Raw genomic sequence first — 16,974 nt, 5'->3', positions numbered from 1 at the left:
GAGTGGGGTTCCGCGCCGGGGTTCCAGGCCGGGCCGGGGGTTTCGGGCCGCGCCGGGATTCCAAGCTCGGCCGAGGATTTCGGGCCATGCCGGGGATTTCAAGCTGAGCCAGGGGTTTCGGGCCAGGTGGGAAACCCGGGCTGGGGATTCCGGACTGGGCCGGGAAGTCCGGGCCGGGCGGTCAGCGCTTGCGGCGGAAGGCCACCGCCAGCACCACGGCGACCGCGGTCAACGCCACCTGGCCGCCGAGCACGATGCGGTTCACGTCCACCGCCGGGTGCCACACGGCGCCCTGCGCGGTCACCGCCCACGCCCCCACCGGCTTCGCGATCGTGCCGCCTCCGCCCGAACGGTTCTTGCGGCGACCGCTCACCCCGCCGCCCCGGCGCACCTGCACCACCGGCAGCAGCGTCGTGCCGTCCTGCTGCACGGCGGGGCCGAACACCTGTCCCTCGCGGAGTTCCGCGGTGAGCGCGGCGACCGCGTCCTCCGCCGTCACGAGCTCGTCACTGCCGGACATGCCGCCTCCCGAGGCCGATCGGACTCCCACCGACCCTAGCCGCCCGCGCCGGGTGAACGGACCGTTCGCCCAACCAGATCGGACGAACGGTCCGTTCACCCGCAACGAACAGCCCGAGTCAACGGACCGCTCGTCCAACCAGACGAGGCGAACGGTCCGTTCACCCCTGACGAACGGCACGAGTGAACGGGCCGTTCGACCAACTAGATGGGACGAACGGTCCGTTCACTCGACGAAGCAGGAGTCAGAGGCGGGCGAGGGCGCGCAGCCCGGCCTCGTCGATGGTGGTCAGCTCCCGCGCCTCCGCCGCGTCGATCGCCCCGCCGTCGAGGGCGCGCACGAACGCGGACGCCAGGGCGCGGGCGGTGGCGGGCTCGTCGAGGACCGCGCCGCTCCCGGAACCGACGTAGGCGGCGATCCGCTCGGCCTGCGCCGGTGCGCTCTCCCGGAACTCCGCGAACGCGGCGGCGTACCGGCTCACCAGCTGCGCCGGGTGCAGGTCCCAGCCCTGGTAGAAGCCGTGCGCGAGCGAGCGCCGCACCAGCTCGTAGTGGTTGCGCCAGCCGTGCCGCACCTGGTCGCCGACGGGCAGCACGTTGGTGGACCCGTCGGACAGGAAGATCCCGGTCCCGGCCGCGGACACCTGCATCACGTGCCGGGCGAAGTCGCAGGAGCGGTGCGCGAGGTGCTGGTGCGCGGCGGTGAGCCCGCAGCTCGCGGTGTAGTCGTAGGTGCCGAAGTGCAGCCCGCTCACCCGCCGCCGCCCGGCCTCGACGAACCGGGGCAGCGCCAACCGGCCCGCACCGTCCACGATGGACTGAGTGGTCTCCACCTGGATCTCGAAGCGCAGCGCCCCGGAGGCCAGCCCGAGCTGCTGCTCGAACAGCTCCAGCAGCTCCACCAGCACCTCGACCTGCGCGACGTCCACGACCTTCGGGAAGGTGAGCACGAACCCGCCGGGCAGGCTCCCCCACTCCCGCAGCAGCGCGGTCAGGAACACGTCCAGCGTGCGCACGGATCGCGCCCGCAGCTCGGGGGTGTCGAAGGACTTCACGCGCAGCCCGAAGTTCAGCGGCTGTTCCCCGTCCCGCAGCCACCCGGCGACGATCCCGGCGGTGCGTTCGGCGTCGGCGTCCTCGGTCTCGTCGCCGGGCGAGCCGTAGCCGTCCTCGAAGTCGATCCGCAGGTCCTCGACCGGGGCACCGGCCAGCTTCTCCCGCACCCGCGGATGCACCGCGGCCGCAACGGGATCGGCCATCCCCAGCAGTGCGCCGAGCGCGGCCGGGTCCGGTAGGTGCTCGTCGAACGCGTCCAGCGCGGTGCTCGCCCACGTCCGCAGCACGTCCGCGGCCACCGCCGACGCGGGCACGTAGCAGGTGTGCACCGGCTGCCGCGCGGATCCCGCTCCCGGGTGGCGCCGCGCCCGGTCCTCGTCCACCTCCGACAACCGGTCCAACCGCCGCCGAACCTGCTCGGCGTCCAGCGAAGTCCTCACGCGCACCTCCGGGAACGTCGGAGGGGGCGGCTCGCACCGCCCCCTCCGCACCAGTGGATCACGACCAGTGCATCAGATCCGCTCGTACGCGGGCAGGGTCAGGAAGTCGACGAATTCGTCGGCGACCGCGACCTGCTCGAACAGCTCCACCGCGGCGGCGAGGTTCTCGGTCGGGAACCCGGCCTCGGCCCGCAGCGCCTGCTCGGTGTCGGCGAGGACCTGGCGCACCAGGTCCACCGTCACCTGCTCCCCACCGGCGAGGACCACGTCGTTGTGCAGCCACTGCCAGATCTGCGAGCGGGAGATCTCGGCGGTCGCGGCGTCCTCCATCAGGTTGTGGATGGCCGCCGCACCGTTGCCGCCCAGCCAGGACACGATGTAGCGGACGCCGACGTCCACGGCCGCGCGCAGGCCCTCGATGGTCTTGTCGCCGGGCGTCTTGTTCACCGCGAGCAGGTCGTCCGCGGTGATCGACACGTCGGCGCGCTTGCGGTCGATCTGGTTCGGCTTGTCGCCGAGGACCGCGTCGAACTCCTCGAAGCAGATCTCCACCAGGCCCGGGTGCGCCACCCAGGAACCGTCGAAACCGTCACCGGCCTCGCGGTTCTTGTCGTCGTGGACCTTCTGCATCGCCTTGTCGTTGGCTTCCGGGTCCTTCTTGTTCGGGATGAACGCGGCCATGCCGCCGATCGCGAACGCGCCCCGCTTGTGGCAGGTGCGCACCAGCAGCTCGGTGTAGGCGCGCATGAACGGCGCCGTCATGCCGACCGTGTTGCGGTCCGGCAGCACGTACTGGTCGGAGTCGCGGAAGGTCTTGATGACGCTGAACAGGTAGTCCCAGCGGCCCGCGTTCAGCCCGGCCGAGTGGTCGCGCAGCTCGTAGAGGATCTCCTCCATCTCGAACGCGGCCGGGAACGTCTCGATGAGCACCGTGCCGCGGATCGTGCCGTGCGGGATGCCGAGCTCCTGCTGGGCGTGGGTGAACACGTCGTTCCACAGCCGCGCTTCGAGGTGGCTCTCCATCTTCGGCAGGTAGAAGTACGGCCCGCTGCCGCGGTTCACCAGCTCCTGGGCGTTGTGGAAGAAGTACAGCCCGAAGTCCAGCAGCGCACCGACGATCGGCTTGCCGTCGACCAGCACGTGCTTGTCGTCGAAGTGCCAGCCGCGGGGGCGCACCAGCGGCACCGCGTGCTGCACGTCGTCGCGGAGCTTGTACTGCTTGCCCTCCGGCGTGGTCAGCTCCACCTGCTTGCGGACCACGTCGTAGAGGTTGACCTGGCCGCTGACCACGTTCGACCAGTGCGGCGTGTTCGCGTCCTCCAGGTCGGCCAGCCAGACGCGGGCACCGGAGTTGAGCGCGTTCACCGACATCTTGCGGTCGGTGGGGCCGGTGATCTCCACGCGGCGGTCGGCGATGTCGGCCGGGGGCGCGGCGACCTGCCAGTCGGACTCGCGGACCTCCTTGGTCTCCGGCAGGAAGTCGAGCCTGCCGTTGCGCTTGGCCTCGGCGCGGCGCTGCACGCGGCGGGCGAGCAGTTCGTCGCGGCGGGCGCCGAACTTCCGCTGCAGACCGGCGACGAAGTCGAGGGCCTCGGCGGTGAGGATCTCGTCGCCGCGTTCCACGGGGCCGCCGAGCACCTGCACGCTCGTCGTCGGGGTCGTGTCGGACATGGAAGCCCACCTCTCTCGGTACCTGCGCTCGCCGCCGAGCCGGGGCCCGCTCGGCAGCGCCGGAACGCTTCAGTGCTTTTCTGCATCGTGGATGTTAGTTTCCACATGTGGCCCGAGGCAACATGAGCTCGGGCACCGCCGACTAGACTCGATCACCAGACCGACCCGAAGGGACCGCAGCGATGACCGGGCCACGTCGTGCCAACCAAGGCGGAGGGGTGCAGTCCATCGAGCGCGCCTTCGACCTGCTGGAACTGATGGCGGACGCGGGCGGCGAAGTCGCGCTCTCCGAACTCGCCGAGACCTCCGGGCTGCCGCTGCCCACCATCCACCGGATCATGCGGACCCTCGTGAGCAGCGGATACGCCCGCCAGCAGCCGTCCCGGCGCTACTCGCTCGGCCCGCGGCTGATCCGGCTCGGCGAGACCGCCAGCCGGTCGCTCGGGTCCTGGGCGCGGCCCTACCTCGCCGAACTCACCGAAGCCACCGGGGAGACCTCCAACATGGCGGTCCTCGACGGCGACCAGGTCGTCTACGTCGCCCAGGTGCCCTCGCAGCACTCGATGCGGATGTTCACCGAGGTCGGCCGCCGCGTCGACGCGCACGCCACCGCCGTCGGCAAGGCCGTGCTCGCCGACCTCGCCGCCGACAGCGTCGCGCAGCTGCTCGAACGCTCCGGGATGCGCGCGCAGACCGAACGCACCATCACCAGCGTCGGCGCCATGCAGGACGAGCTCGCCCGCATCCGCGAGCAGGGCTACGCCGTCGACGACGGCGAGCGGGAGGTCGGCGTCCGCTGCTACGCGGTGGCCCTGCCCGGGGCGCCTGCCGGAGCCGCGATCTCCATCAGCGGTCCCGAAGGGCGGATGACCCGCATGTCCACCGACACCCTCGTCCCGCTCATGCAACGCCTCGCCGAGAAGCTCGCCGCCGAACTGCGCACCGCCTCACACGGTGCCTGAGCGCGCCACCCGCGCGGCCCGGCGCCGCCGCACCAGCAGCACCGCCCCCGCTCCGAGCGCGGCCAGCACCACCAGCGGCGCGCCTGCCACGCCCACCGCGGCCGACACCCGGCCGTAGGCCTCCCCCGCGACCCGGCCGAGCACGCACACCACCGCCGCCCACGTGAACGCCGCCGGGACGCTCGCCGCGCAGAACCGCAGGTGCGCGACGCCCGCGCGGCCCGCCAACCGCGGCAGCAACGTGCGCAGCACGCTCACGAAGTGCGCGCCGGCCACCGCCGGGACCGCGCGGCGCTCCAGCAGCGACAACGCCCGGCGCACCCGCTCCGGGCCGGCGCGCCGGATCAACCCGCGCTCCCAGCGACCCGGCGGCTCCAGCAGATCCGCGTCCGCGTCCAGCAACCGCAGCCGCCGCGCCCGCAGGAACGCCCACTGGCAGCCCAGCGCCGACGCGGCACCCGCCACCGGCACGGCGACCCACAGCGGCACCACCCCCTGCCGGGACAGCAGCCCCAGCGCGAGCAGCATCGGCGAACCCGGCAGCAGCACGCCCAGCGGCGAACCCGACTCCAGCACCAGCACCACCGCCGCCACCACTAGCAGGGCCGGCACCGGCAAGCCCATCACGTGCTCGACCACCGAGCGCCCCTCCGCACCGTCCGAATCCGCGCACCGCAGCGGTGGGACCGCGCTCGGCCCCACCGGTCACCGCACGGGCGGGTGGACGCCGTCGCCGCGGAGGCCGCACCCGCGGCACGGTGCCGCCCGCACCCTTCCTACCGGGAGATCGAGGCGGGATCGGTCCCGCCGGTGAATCGCTGGAACATCCCTCGCGCGGTCAGCCGCGGACCGCGGCCAAGCGCTGCGGCCAGTCCGCGCCGTGCGGCTCCAGCTCCACCTCGCGCACGTCATCGGCGCGGCGGTGCAGCCTGATCAGCAGGAACTCGTCGGCGAGCCGGTCCGCGACCTCCGCTCCCCACTCCACGACCACCACCGCATCGGTGAGGTCGGTGTCCAGGTCCAGGTCGTCGACGTCCTCCAGCCCGCCCAGCCGGTAGGCGTCCACGTGCACCAGCGGCGGCCCGTCCGCCGCCGGGTGGTGCACCCGGGCGATCACGAACGTCGGCGAGGTGACCTGGCCCGTCACGCCCATGCCCGCGGCGATGCCCTTCGCCAGCACGGTCTTGCCCGCGCCCAGCGGGCCGTCCAGGACCACCAGATCACCCGCGCGCAGGCCGGCGCCGAGGCGCCTGCCGAACTCCAGCGCCGCTTCCGGCGTCGCCAACTCGACGGTGCTCATGACCGGCCGCCCACCTTCGTCTCGCCCTCCGCGGCGCGGCGGGCACCGCGCCTGATCAGCGCCTCCAGGTGCCCGGTCACCAGCTCGTCCCGCTCCAGCATCGCCATGTGCCCGGCGCCTTCCACCCGCACCAGCTCGGCGTCCGGCAGCTCCCCGGCGATCACCTCGGAGTGCGAGAACGGCGTCATCCGGTCCAGATCGCCGCTGAGCACCAGCACCTCGGTGTGCCGCAGCCCGGCCAGCGCGGCCTTGCGGTCGTGCGAACCGAGCGTCTCCAGGAAGTCCGTGACCACCTCGACCGTGGTCGCCGAGATCATCTTGTTCATCAGGTCCACCAGCGACGGGCTGACCTCGCGGTCGCCGAACGACAGCGCCCGCACGATGCTCCACGCCAGCTGCCCGCCGGTGCGGCGCACCCGCTCCACCAGCTCCGGCTGCAACCCGGCGATCACGCCCAGGCCGCGGGTCAGCGGGTTGTGCCGGGACAGCCACGGCTTCGGCAAGCCGGAGGCACCGATCTCCCCGGCCGAGGTGCTCATGAACGCCACCGCGCACACCCGGTCCCGGAACAGCTTCGGCCGCTGCTCGGCCAGCGCCATGATCGCCATGCCGCCCATCGAATGCCCCACCAGCACCACCGGCCCGCGCCGCGCGGTCGCCCGCACCACCGCGTCCAGGTCCTTGCCGAGCTGCTCGATCGTGCTGCCGCGCCGCGAGGAATGCCCGGAGCGGCCGTGGCTGCGCTGGTCGTACTGCACCACCCGCACCCGCGGATCGGTCATCTTCGGCAGGTCGCGGCGCTGGAAGTGCCAACATCGCGAATCCAGCGCGTAGCCGTGCACCAGCACCACCGTCAGGTCGGCATGCCCGCCGTCCGCCGGTTTGATCTCCTGCACGGCCAGCGGGACGCCGTCGTCGGCGGCGACCGTGGACTGCCGGTCCGGCCGCAGCTTGCCCAGCGATTCCTCGGCGTGCGGGTCGTCCTCGTCCTGGCGCTGGGTGGCGATGCGCGAGCTGTGCGCGGCGACGCCGACGACCGCACCGGTCACCGCGGCCCCGAGCACCCCGCTGGTCCAGGCGAGCGCCTGCCACACCGGTCTCATGTCGCCTCCGTCCCCACCGCGGTGCGCGTCACCCGCGGCCGGTACATGCCGGTGACGATCTCGTAGTGGATCGTGCCGAGCGCCTCCGCCCATTCCGCGGCGGTCGGCGCGCCCTGCTCACCGGCGCCGAACAGCACCACCTCGTCGCCCGCGGCGACCGGGTCGTCGTCGCAGCGCACCACCAGCTGGTCCATGCACACCCGGCCCACGACGGGACGGCGGCGCCCGGCCAGCCACACCTCCATGCGGCCGGAGAGGCTGCGCGGCACGCCGTCGGCGTAGCCGACCGGGACCAGCGCCAACGTGCACGGGCGGTCCGCGGTCCACCGGTGGCCGTAGGACACGCTCTCGCCCGCGGCGACCCGCTTGGTCAGCACCACGGTGGAGCGGAACGTCATCGCCGGGACCAGCCCGTGGTCGCCGTCCTGCGGCACCGGGTCCAGCCCGTAGGCGGCGATGCCGGGGCGCACCAGCTCGAAGTGCAGATCGGGGCGGGTCAGCACCGCCGCCGAGTTCGCCAGGTGCCGGATCGGGTCGAGCCCGGCGGCGCGCGCCTGCCGGTAGGCCGCGTCGAAGCGAGCGGCCTGCGCGTCGATCGACGGGTGCCCGAGCTCGTCGGCGCACGCCAGGTGCGACCACACGGCCACGACCTCGACCGCGCCCGCGGCCTGCGCCTTCGCCGCCCGCTGCACCAGCGACGGCCACAGCTCCGGTGGGCAGCCGTTGCGGCTCAACCCGGTATCGATCTTGAGGTGCACCCGGGCGGTCGTCGACCGCGCCTGCGCGGCCGCGGCGATCGCGTGCAGCTCCGCCTCCGAGGAGACGCCGAGCTGCACGTCCGCGGCGACGGCCGCGTCGAAGTCGTCGCCCGGGGCGTGCAGCCAGCACAGCAGCGGCGCGGTGATGCCGTCCGCGCGCAGCCGCAGCGCCTCGCCGATCGCGGCCACGCCCAGCTCGGAGGCGCCCGCGGACAGCGCGGCGCGCGCGACGGTCGCGGCTCCGTGGCCGTAGCCGTCGGACTTCACCACCACCATCGTGCGAGCACCGGAACGCCGGGCGCGCTCGGCCAGCAGGGCGACGTTGTTGCGGAGCGCGTCGACGTCAATGCGCAGGTCGGCGCGGTGCACGGGCTGTTCGGTCATGGCGCGCACATCGTCGCACACGGAAACCGGACGAAGGCCCGCACATGTGACCCACCCCCGCCCCGAGATCAACGCCGGACCCGGACCGGCCCGGCAGCTCGCGCGGAGCGCCCGGATCGCCGCCGGCACCGACCTGAGCAGCGCCGACGCGCCGATCGGGGCACCCACCGGATCGTCCCCGGCCTCCGGCCCGAACGCGGCGAGCTCGGCCGCCAGCGCGTGCGCGTGGGCCGCGTACCCGCAGGCCAGCCACGGATCGATGCCCGCCGCCAGCAGCGCGCCGATCAACCCGGTCAGCACATCACCCGATCCGGCGGTGGCGGGCCAGGCGTGCACCGAGGGGTTCACCAGCACCCGGCCGTCCGGGGCCGCCACCACCGTCGTGTTGCCCTTGAGCAGCAGCACCACGTCGAAGCGCCGCGCCACCTCCCGCGCCGCGGCGACCCGGTCCGCACCGACCTCGCCCGCGAGCCGCTGGAACTCCCCGGCGTGCGGCGTCAGCACCACCGCCGCGTCCGGGTCCCGCGCGTCCCACAGCGTCGGGTCCTCCGCGAGCAGGGTGATCGAGTCGGCGTCCGCGCACACCGGCCGCCCCGACTCCAGCGCGTGCCGCAGCACCTCGCGGCCGCTGGCGCCGGTGCCGATGCCCGGCCCGACCGCCCACGCCTGCACCCGGCCGGCGTCGGTGATCGAGCCGGTGGCCACCACCTCCGGCCAGTGCGAGCGCACCAGGTCCGCCGCCGAACCCGCGTAGCGCACCATGCCCGAGGTCGCCTGCACGGCCGAGCCGGTCGCCAGCACCGCCGCGCCCGGGTACGTCGCGGAACCGGCGGCGACGCCCACCACGCCCTGCGAGTACTTGTCGTCCTGCGGCCGCGGGACCGGCCAGCCCGCGCCCACGTCCGCCGCGTCCAGCACGAACAGGTCCGGCTCCGGCAGGTGCTCGTCCACGCCGATGCCTGCCACCACCACCGCACCCGACCGCACCGACCCGGCGCCGAGCACGTGGCCCGGTTTGCGGCCGCCGAACGTCACCGTCAGGTCCGCGTCCACCGCGGGCCCGTCCACCGCACCGGTGATCGGGTCGACGCCGGAGGGCAGGTCCACCGCCACCACCGGCGCCGCCACCCGGGACACCAGCTCCGCGGCCAGCGGGCGCAGGCTTCCCCGCGCCGAGAGCCCCACGATCCCGTCGACCACCAGGTCCGCGCGCTCCAGCGCACCCGCGGCGGCCGCGCCGACCCCGGCGGTGTCCGCTCCCGGCCCAGCCGCGTCCACGAGCACGCCGCCCGCACGGCGCAGCGCCGCCGAACCCGCCGGATGCGCCTTGTCCGGGGACAGCAGCAGCGCGGTCACACCCGCACCGCGGCGCCGGAACTCCACCCCGGCCCACAGCGCGTCGCCGCCGTTGCCGCCCGCCCCCACCAGCAGCACCACGTGCCTGACCCCGACCGCGCCCGCGGTCTCCGCCAGCAGCCGGGCGCCGTGCACCGCGACCGCGAACGCGGCGCGGCGCATCACCACCGGTTCCGGGGTGCTGGTGAACACGCTGCGCTCGGCGTCCCGGACCTGGTCCGGGGTCCACGCTCCCTGCACGGGCGACCTCCTGTTCGCGGCTGGCACCGTCCGCTCGCGGCCTGGCACCGTCCTACCCGATCATCGCCCATCGGACGAGAAGGGGGGGCCGACCAGCGGTCGAGCGGCCCGATCAGCGCCGGTGGATCACTCCACCGTGACGGACTTGGCGAGGTTGCGGGGCTTGTCCACGTCGTAGCCGCGCGCCCGGGCGATCTCCGCCGCCAGCACCTGCAACGGGACCGTGGACACCAGCGGCTGCAGCAGCGTCGCCACCGCCGGGATCTCGATCAGCTCGTCCGCGAACGGGCGCACCGCCTCGTCGCCTTCCTCGGCGATGACGATGGTGCGGGCGCCGCGGGCCTGGATCTCGCGGATGTTGGACAGCATCTTCGAGTGCAGCAGCGCCCGGCCCTTCGCCGACGGCATCACCACGACCACCGGCAGCCGGTCCTCGATCAGCGCGATCGGCCCGTGCTTGAGCTCGCCCGCCGCGAAGCCCTCCGCGTGCATGTAGGCGAGCTCCTTGAGCTTCAGCGCGCCCTCCAGCGCCACCGGGTAGCCGACGTGGCGGCCCAGGAACAGCACCGCCTTCGAGTCGGCCAGCTCCCGGCCCAGCGTGCGCACCTGGTCCACGGTGGACAGCGTCTGCCGAACGGCCTGCGGCATCGCGGCGAGCTCCTCGAACTCGCGCGCCACCTCGTCCGAGTACTTCGTGCCGCGCGCCTGCGCCAGCGCCAGCCCCACCAGGTAGTTCGCGGTGATCTGCGCCAGGAACGTCTTCGTCGCCGCCACCCCGATCTCCGGGCCGGCGTGGGTGTAGAGCACCGCGTCCGACTCGCGCGGGATCTGCGCGCCGTTGGTGTTGCAGATGGCCAGCACCCGGGCCCGCTGGGTGCGCGCGTGCCGCACCGCCTCCAGGGTGTCCGCGGTCTCGCCGGACTGGGAGATCGCCACGACCAGGGTGTCGCGGCCCAGCACCGGGTCGCGGTAGCGGAACTCGCTGGCCAGCTCCACCTCCACCGGGATCCGGCACCAGTGCTCGATGGCGTACTTCGCGAGCAGGCCCGAGTGGTAGGCGGTGCCGCAGGCGACGACGAAGACCTTGTCGATGTCCCGCAGGTCCTGCTCGGTCATCCGCTGCTCGTCGAGGACGATGCCGCCGCCCGAGAAGTGCCCGCGCAGCGTGTTCTCCAGCGCCTCGGGCTGCTCCTCGATCTCCTTGAGCATGAAGTAGTCGTGGCCGCCCTTCTCGGCGGCCGACAGGTCCCAGTCCACGGTGAACGGCTTCGCCTGCACCTCGACGCCGTCGAAGTCGGTGACCCGGTAGCCGGCGCGGTCGATCGTGACGACCTGGTCCTGGCCGAGTTCCACCGCGTCCCGGGTGTGCTCGATGAACGCGGCCACGTCGGAGGCCAGGAAGTGCTCCCCCTCGCCGACGCCCACCACCAGCGGCGAGGAGCGGCGCGCCGCCACGATCTCGTCGGGCACGTCGGCGTGGGTGACCAGCAGCGTGAACGCGCCCTCCAACCGGCGCGCCACCGCGCGGGTGCTGGCGCTCAGGTCACCCGCGGTCGGACCGGAGGCGTACGCGGCGGCCACCAGGTGCGCCGCGGTCTCGGTGTCGGTCTCGCTGGCCATCTCCACGCCCGCGGACTCCAGCTCGGCGCGCAGCGCGGCGAAGTTCTCGATGATGCCGTTGTGCACCACCGCGACCTTGCCCGCCGCGTCCCGGTGCGGGTGCGCGTTGCGGTCGGTCGGCGCACCGTGCGTCGCCCACCGGGTGTGGCCCATGCCGCTGGTCGCCGCGAACCGCGAACCGTCCTGTCCGGCGAGCTTGCCCTCCAGGTTCGACAGCGCCCCCGCCGCCCGCTCGACCGCGAGACCGCCCGCGCCGTCGAGCATCGCGACGCCCGCCGAGTCGTAACCCCGGTACTCAAGCCGCCTGAGCCCGTCCAGCACCACGTCCAGCGCCTGACGATGTCCTACGTAACCCACGATGCCGCACACCCGAGTCAGCGTAGCCACCGCCGCCGAACGCCTCAGAACGGGCAGGGCAGCCGCACCTGACGGTGCGAACCCCGTCGCCACGACCCGGCGACGCCCATCACCGCCGGTCAACGGCCCGCGCCCGGTCCCGGCACCCGCGGTCGCGGTCCCCGCCTGGGGAGTTCCGGTGGTGCGCCGGCCCGGCGGCCGCGAGCGAGGCATCCGCCACGTGACGAACCGCGCACCTCGCGTGGGCGCGGTCGCGCCCGCGTCGGCTACCGTGACCCACCATGGCGCGGAATGCCAAGAAGGCGTTGGAAGAACTGTCCCACCGCGGGCCGCACGAGGTGCTGCACGGCGATCTCGCGCTGGTCGGCCTGCCCGGCATCGTGTGCACGCCGCGCAGCGGGCGCGGACTGCCCGCCGTCGCGTTCGGCCACGGCTGGTTGCAGTCGCCCCGCCGGTACGCGGGGCTGCTGCGCCACCTGGCCTCCTGGGGGATCGTCGCCGCCGCGCCCGGCACCCAGCGCGGGCCGCTGGCCTCGCACCGGATGCTGGCCGCGGACCTGCGCACCGCGCTCGACATCTGCACCGGCGTGCGGCTCGGCGACGGGCAGCTCAGCGTCGACGACCGCAAGCTCGCCGTCGCCGGGCACGCGCTCGGCGGGGGCAGCGCCGTGCTCGCCGCCGCCGACGACCCGCGCGTCCGCGCCGTCGGCACCTTCGCCGTCACCGAGACGATGCCCTCGGCGCTGGCCGCCGCGCACCGCGTCACCGCGCCCGGACTGCACCTCACCGGCGGCAAGGACCTGCTCGCGCCGTCCGTCGCCAACGCCGAACCGATCGCCGCCGCCTGGGGCGGGCCGGTGCAGCTGCGCACCCTGCCGAAGGCCAGCCACCTCGGGTTCACCGAGGGCAGGCACTGGACGGAACTGGTGCTGCACGGCAAGGCCGAGTACCGCACCCAGCGCACCGCCCGCGCGCTGCTCACCGCGTTCCTGCTCCGCCACCTCGACGGAGACGAGCGGTGGGGCGCGCTGCTCGACTCCGACGTCTCCGGCGCCACCATCGACGAAGCCCGGACCCGCAGCGCGGCCCTCACCGCCTGAGTTCCGGCCGGCGATCAGCCGGAAACGCCTCGCGGCGGCGGCGCGGCAGCGAGAATCACCGCTCGTGAACGCTCCGCAGCGACCGCCAGGACCACCAACCGGGGTACGGGCCACCGCCGAGGCAACCTCGACCGTCCGGTCCGCCGTGGCGCCCGGCTTCGAACTGGCCGCGCATCGCCTACGGCGTGGTGCTGTGCGTGGTCGGGATCTTCTTCCTCGTGGACGGCACCACCTCGATCATCGACAGCATCGAAGCCGGCCGCGTAGTCGTGTCCGGCCAGACCCAGGCGGGGTGGAACAACGTCCTGGCGATCGCGCGCGGCGCCCTGATCGTGCCGGGCGGGCTGGTCGCCCTCGTCGCCGCGATCCTCTGCTTCGCGCGCAACCCCGCCGCGCGGATCCTCGCCGTCGGCCCGGCGGCCGCGAGCGGTCTCGCCTACCTCATGAGCGCCGCCTACGAGATGCACGACCTGGTGCACGGCGGGTTCCGGTTCGGCATCGGGCACTTCTTCGACAACCGCTTCACCGCTCTCCTCGTGATCGGCCTGGCGGCGACGCTGCTCTCGTTCGTCCCCACGATCAGCAGGAGCGTGGCGGCGCGACCAGCGCCCTGGTCGCACAGGTGAGCCGATGAGATCGGGCCGCGCCCCGGCGGGGACGCGGCCCGGTGCTCACCTCAGCCAGGTGCGGTTCGAGAAGTCGTCGTCCTCGTCGTCCTGGACGACCGGGCGGCGGCGGGACGCCGGTCGCGGTGCGGGCCGCGGCGGCGGCTGCTGCCAGCCCCGCGGCTCCGGCGCCATCGGTTCCGGGCGCGGCTTGCGGTCCTGCTGCTCGACCGGCCGGGGCGGCGGATCGGTGTACTCCTCCTCGTCGTCCGGGAGGCCCACGTCGATCTCCGCGACCCGGTTGCGCTCGGCGTTCTCGCGCTGCGCCCGCTCCCGGACCCGCTCCGCCATCTTCTTCGCCGTGGCGACCGTGCTCTCGATGCCCGCCTTGGCCTTCTCCGCGCTCTCCCGGGAACTCCGGGTGAGCTCGTGGCTGCGGTTCACGTCGTCGCTGACCAGCTTGGTCATCGACTCCCGGAAGGCGCGTGCCGCCGGTGTCTCGGTGCTCATCTCAGCCCGCACTCCCCTGCGTCACGCTCATCCCCGCCGGTCCTCGCCGAACACCGCCCGGTGCCGGGCACCGGACTCGTCCACGCCGTCGTCGAACAGCTGTCCCTGGGTGCGCCACGGGCTGGAGTTCGTCCGTTCCTGATCACCCGAGCCGCCGCCCTGCTGGCCGCCGCCCATGCCACCCATGCCGCCCATCATGCCGCCGCCCATGCCACCGGATTGCTGCGCGGCACCCTGACCGCCCGCCGGGTCGCCCATGGTGCCGAGCCCGGTGGCGCCCTGCGAGCTGCCGGAAGCCGCGTCGTCCGCACTGGCCATCCTGGTCGCGCCGGCCTGCGGCTGCGCGTCCCCGAACGGGCCGGGGTGCGCCGGCGGCGGATCCGAGAGGTCCCCGGAGAACAACTGCCCGGACATCGTCGTGAACGAACCGGGCACGTGGTCGCCGGTGAACGCGCTCGCCAACCCCAGCCCGGCCGACTGCGGAGCGGTCGGCGCCGGGGTCAGCGGGTCCGGCGGCGAGTCGGTCGACGCCGCGTACGCCGCGGGCGCCACCGGCTCGGTCCCGCCGGAAGCGGGCGGTTCGTAGCCGCCGACCTGCGGTGGCGTGCCGACCGGCGTCGACGGGTCGAATCCGGCGCCCGGATCGCGGCCGACCGGTGCGCTCGCCGCGGCGTCCGGCTCCGCCCCCGGCATCGCGGGCGGCTCGACCGGAACCGGCCCGGGCACCGCGCCCGGCACCGCGTCGCCCCGCGGCTCGGCACCCGCGGTGTCCTCGGCGAAGTCGACGGTCTGCTGCACCGGCGGCCGGCCGGGCCCGTTGTCCACGTCGACGCGGATGCTGCCGTCCGGGGCCCGCTCCAAGGTGATCGTGCGGTCGCCCTCCTGGATCACCGCCTTGTCGTTCTCGCCCGGCTGGACCGGGATGCCCGGTTGCTGGGCGGGATCCGGCGCACCCGGCATCGCGCCCGGAGCGGGCTGGGTGCTCACGCCGGGCATCGGGCCCGTGGCGGGCTGGGTGCTCACGCCGGGCAGGTCCGCCTGCCCCGGCATCGTGCCGGGGGTCGGGTTCGTGCCGACGCCCGGCAGACCGCTCTCGGGGCCGAACCGCACGTCGTAGGTCTTCGGCTGCCCGTCCTCGCCGATGATCGTGACCTTCGAGGTGCCCTGCTGGTCCGGTTCCTGGACCTGCACGGCGTTCTCGCCCTCGCCGATCGTCTCCACCGCGGGCTCGCCGGTCCCCGGCCCGCCCGAACCGTCCGCGCCGGGCTGCGGCATCCCCGGCACCTCGGGCAGCTCAGGGGGTTCCGGCGTCTTCGGGGCCTCGGGCATCGCCGGAGTCTCCGGCATCGAAGGCGCGCCGCCGGGCGAACCACCAGGAGAGCCGCCGGGTGAACCGCCAGGCGAACCACCAGGAGAGCCGCCCGGCGAACCACCAGGGCCCTGCTGACCTGCGCCTTGCTGGTCAGAACCCTGCGGGCCGGACTCGTCCTGCGCCGGACCGGGGTTGTTGAACGGGTTCTCCTCGGCCTTGCCGAGCTCCTCGTTCAGCCTCTTCCACGCGTCGTCCACGGCGGTCTTGGTGTCATCGCACTTCTGGACGAAGTTCTTCCACTCCGTCTCCATCGCCTCCGCGAAGGAGTCGGTCATCTCCTGGGCCTTGGCGATGGCCTCTTTCTTGGTCCGATCATCGACGTCGCCCCAATTGCACTCGCCGATCTCGATGCCCCAGATGGAGGCGACCTTGCGCAGCACCTCGTCGTCCTGGTTCCCGTTCGCCAGGTCGATCGTGGTGTCCCAGTCCTTGGTGCTCTTGCCGCAGGTCACCTGCTCGCGCCGCTTCTCCAGCTCCAGCACGTAGCGGGACTTCTCCCGGCACAGGTCGCCGATCGCCTTCATCGAGGCGGTGGTCGCCTGCGCGGAATCGCTCACCCGGTTGATCACGCGCTCCTGCGCGGTCGGGGTGAACTCGTTCGAGAAGAACTGCTGCGAGCTGTCAGAGGCCGCGCCGGACCAGCCGTTCCACAACTGCCCGAGCCGGGACGCCATGGCTTCCTGGGCTTCGCGCATCCCCTTCTCGGCGCTGGTCAGGTCCTCGACACCGCGCGCGAACTTCGCGAAGGCGATGCCGCGCTGCTCGTGGAAGCGGTCCTCGGCCTGCTTGACCTGACCGACCCCGGCCTGACCGTTCTTGATCGCCCCGATCCGGTGGTACACCGGCAGCAGGTCCCGGAAGAAGCGAAGTCCGGCGTTGCCCGCATCCAGCAGTTCGTCCGAGGAATCGGCGCCCGCACCGCCCTTCTCCCCGTTGTCGGCCGCGCGCTGGGTGCCGTCGATGGTGGCCTGGCCGCCCTTGATCGCCTCGTCGTGCTTGCGATCCTTCTCGCCCGCTTGATCGGCCTGCTTCTTCGCCTCGTTGTACGACTCGGTGAGGTGGTCGTCCATGTCCCACGCGGTGAAACCCTCACCTGCGACGCGCCACCAGCTGTCGTCGTACTTGTCCATGTACGGGTCGAGCTCGCCGTCCGGGTCGTGCCCGCGCTGGCGGTAGATCAACATCAGGTTCCGCTTCGCCTCATCGGAGACGTCGCCGTTGGCCATGATGGCCTTGACCTCGTCGATGGACGGAACGTTCTCGTCGTCGGCCATCAGTTGTTCCCCGACTTCCCGACGGTCTCCGCCGCATCCGCGTCGGACCAGTCGTAACCCTGCCCGGTCTTCTCCAGCTTCCCGGCGAAGTCGTCCATGGCGTCGGCCATCGAGGAGACGCACTTCGACAGCTTGGTCATCGCCTCCTGGTAGCCGCCGAAGGCCTGCTGGTGCACGCGCCCGAAGTCCTCGGCCCCCAGACCGAGCTCCCCGACCTTCTTGGCGTGCTCATCGCGCACCGGATCCGCCGTACCCCGGATGCTGTTGCCGGCGGCGACCAACTCCCCCGAGTTCGTCCCGAAACCTGACATCGTTGCCCCTCCTCGCACTTCACGCCCCCACCGACG

General features: G+C 73.4%; 14 protein-coding genes and 1 pseudogene. 3 read left to right on the top strand and 12 right to left on the bottom strand.

Annotated elements, in window-relative coordinates; translation table 11 throughout:
* Positions 1 to 181: 181 nt before the first annotated feature.
* The 3 genes from LCD31_RS07600 to aceB all read right to left on the bottom strand — a co-directional run bounded on the left by LCD31_RS07600 (position 182) and on the right by aceB (position 3,686).
* Positions 182 to 520 carry a hypothetical protein gene (locus LCD31_RS07600; RefSeq protein ID WP_224956894.1) on the bottom strand — a complete coding sequence of 113 codons (339 nt, stop codon included), beginning with the start codon at positions 518 to 520 and terminating at the stop codon, positions 182 to 184.
* 244 nt (positions 521 to 764) lie between these two features.
* On the bottom strand, positions 765 to 2,015 hold the full coding sequence (locus tag LCD31_RS07595) for an aldolase/citrate lyase family protein (protein WP_224956893.1): 1,251 nt from the start codon (positions 2,013 to 2,015) through the stop codon (positions 765 to 767).
* 72 nt (positions 2,016 to 2,087) lie between these two features.
* Positions 2,088 to 3,686 (bottom strand): malate synthase A, encoded by a 1,599-nt coding sequence (aceB, locus tag LCD31_RS07590; protein WP_224956892.1) that lies wholly within the window; start codon positions 3,684 to 3,686, stop codon positions 2,088 to 2,090.
* Between the two features lie 182 nt (positions 3,687 to 3,868).
* On the opposite strand from aceB, the gene LCD31_RS07585 reads away from it, so the two are divergent.
* Complete coding sequence (locus tag LCD31_RS07585) at positions 3,869 to 4,648, top strand: IclR family transcriptional regulator (RefSeq protein ID WP_224956891.1); 780 nt, start codon at positions 3,869 to 3,871, stop codon at positions 4,646 to 4,648.
* On the opposite strand, the gene LCD31_RS07580 is transcribed toward LCD31_RS07585, so the two are convergent.
* The 6 genes and pseudogenes from LCD31_RS07580 to glmS form a co-directional block, all read right to left on the bottom strand.
* A complete protein-coding gene (locus LCD31_RS07580; protein ID WP_224956890.1) occupies positions 4,634 to 5,287 on the bottom strand; it encodes a DedA family protein in 654 nt (217 codons plus the stop codon). The two genes, LCD31_RS07585 and LCD31_RS07580, sit on opposite strands and share 15 nt — an antisense overlap.
* 199 nt (positions 5,288 to 5,486) lie before the next feature.
* Positions 5,487 to 5,948 (bottom strand): tRNA (adenosine(37)-N6)-threonylcarbamoyltransferase complex ATPase subunit type 1 TsaE, encoded by a 462-nt coding sequence (gene tsaE / locus LCD31_RS07575; protein WP_224956889.1) that lies wholly within the window; start codon positions 5,946 to 5,948, stop codon positions 5,487 to 5,489.
* A complete protein-coding gene (locus tag LCD31_RS07570) occupies positions 5,945 to 7,051 on the bottom strand; it encodes an alpha/beta fold hydrolase (protein WP_224956888.1) in 1,107 nt (368 codons plus the stop codon). Before LCD31_RS07570 ends, tsaE begins: the two co-directional genes overlap by 4 nt.
* Positions 7,048 to 8,193, bottom strand: coding sequence for an alanine racemase (gene alr, locus LCD31_RS07565; RefSeq protein ID WP_224956896.1), 1,146 nt, complete (start codon positions 8,191 to 8,193; stop codon positions 7,048 to 7,050). Before alr ends, LCD31_RS07570 begins: the two co-directional genes overlap by 4 nt.
* Positions 8,194 to 8,289: 96 nt before the next feature.
* Positions 8,290 to 9,789 (bottom strand): annotated as a pseudogene (locus LCD31_RS07560) (NAD(P)H-hydrate dehydratase); the annotation flags it as partial.
* Between the two features lie 126 nt (positions 9,790 to 9,915).
* Positions 9,916 to 11,778: a glutamine--fructose-6-phosphate transaminase (isomerizing) gene (gene glmS, locus LCD31_RS07555; protein ID WP_224956886.1), complete on the bottom strand. Its 1,863-nt coding sequence runs from the start codon at positions 11,776 to 11,778 to the stop codon at positions 9,916 to 9,918.
* A gap of 269 nt (positions 11,779 to 12,047) precedes the next feature.
* Between glmS and LCD31_RS07550 the strand changes: the two genes are divergently transcribed.
* Together LCD31_RS07550 and LCD31_RS07545 are read left to right on the top strand one after the other, a co-directional pair.
* Positions 12,048 to 12,866 (top strand): dienelactone hydrolase family protein, encoded by an 819-nt coding sequence (locus LCD31_RS07550; protein WP_224956884.1) that lies wholly within the window; start codon positions 12,048 to 12,050, stop codon positions 12,864 to 12,866.
* A 197-nt stretch (positions 12,867 to 13,063) separates the two neighbouring features.
* The gene (locus LCD31_RS07545) at positions 13,064 to 13,492 is read left to right on the top strand and encodes a hypothetical protein (protein ID WP_224956882.1); all 429 of its coding nucleotides are present in this window, start codon (positions 13,064 to 13,066) and stop codon (positions 13,490 to 13,492) included.
* Positions 13,493 to 13,537: 45 nt separating this feature from the next.
* Here the strand turns inward: LCD31_RS07545 and LCD31_RS07540 are convergent, their stop codons facing one another.
* The 3 genes from LCD31_RS07540 to LCD31_RS07530 are packed head-to-tail and all read right to left on the bottom strand — an operon-like array spanning position 13,538 to position 16,938.
* Positions 13,538 to 13,981, bottom strand: a complete 444-nt coding sequence (locus LCD31_RS07540) for a hypothetical protein (protein WP_224956880.1) — start codon at positions 13,979 to 13,981, stop codon at positions 13,538 to 13,540.
* 27 nt (positions 13,982 to 14,008) lie between these two features.
* Positions 14,009 to 16,627 (bottom strand): hypothetical protein, encoded by a 2,619-nt coding sequence (locus LCD31_RS07535; RefSeq protein WP_224956878.1) that lies wholly within the window; start codon positions 16,625 to 16,627, stop codon positions 14,009 to 14,011.
* Positions 16,627 to 16,938, bottom strand: coding sequence for a type VII secretion target (locus tag LCD31_RS07530; protein ID WP_224956877.1), 312 nt, complete (start codon positions 16,936 to 16,938; stop codon positions 16,627 to 16,629). Before LCD31_RS07530 ends, LCD31_RS07535 begins: the two co-directional genes overlap by 1 nt.
* Positions 16,939 to 16,974: the final 36 nt, after the last annotated feature.

The organism is Saccharopolyspora sp. 6M (genome assembly GCF_020176775.1).
Taxonomy (GTDB): Bacteria; Actinomycetota; Actinomycetes; order Mycobacteriales; family Pseudonocardiaceae; genus Saccharopolyspora_C; species Saccharopolyspora_C gregorii.
This window is presented reverse-complemented; position numbering and strand designations above follow the sequence as displayed.

Bases quoted from the DNA above. Each gene is read 5' to 3' on its own strand.
- alr (WP_224956896.1), bottom strand. From the start codon at position 8,193: ATGACCGAACAGCCCGTGCACCGCGCCGACCTGCGCATTGACGTCGAC.
- LCD31_RS07535 (WP_224956878.1), bottom strand. From the start codon at position 16,627: ATGGCCGACGACGAGAACGTTCCGTCCATCGACGAGGTCAAGGCCATC.
- LCD31_RS07540 (WP_224956880.1), bottom strand. From the start codon at position 13,981: ATGAGCACCGAGACACCGGCGGCACGCGCCTTCCGGGAGTCGATGACC.
- LCD31_RS07600 (WP_224956894.1), bottom strand. From the start codon at position 520: ATGTCCGGCAGTGACGAGCTCGTGACGGCGGAGGACGCGGTCGCCGCG.
- LCD31_RS07570 (WP_224956888.1), bottom strand. From the start codon at position 7,051: ATGAGACCGGTGTGGCAGGCGCTCGCCTGGACCAGCGGGGTGCTCGGG.
- LCD31_RS07585 (WP_224956891.1), top strand. From the start codon at position 3,869: ATGACCGGGCCACGTCGTGCCAACCAAGGCGGAGGGGTGCAGTCCATC.
- LCD31_RS07530 (WP_224956877.1), bottom strand. From the start codon at position 16,938: ATGTCAGGTTTCGGGACGAACTCGGGGGAGTTGGTCGCCGCCGGCAAC.
- LCD31_RS07550 (WP_224956884.1), top strand. From the start codon at position 12,048: ATGGCGCGGAATGCCAAGAAGGCGTTGGAAGAACTGTCCCACCGCGGG.
- aceB (WP_224956892.1), bottom strand. From the start codon at position 3,686: ATGTCCGACACGACCCCGACGACGAGCGTGCAGGTGCTCGGCGGCCCC.
- tsaE (WP_224956889.1), bottom strand. From the start codon at position 5,948: ATGAGCACCGTCGAGTTGGCGACGCCGGAAGCGGCGCTGGAGTTCGGC.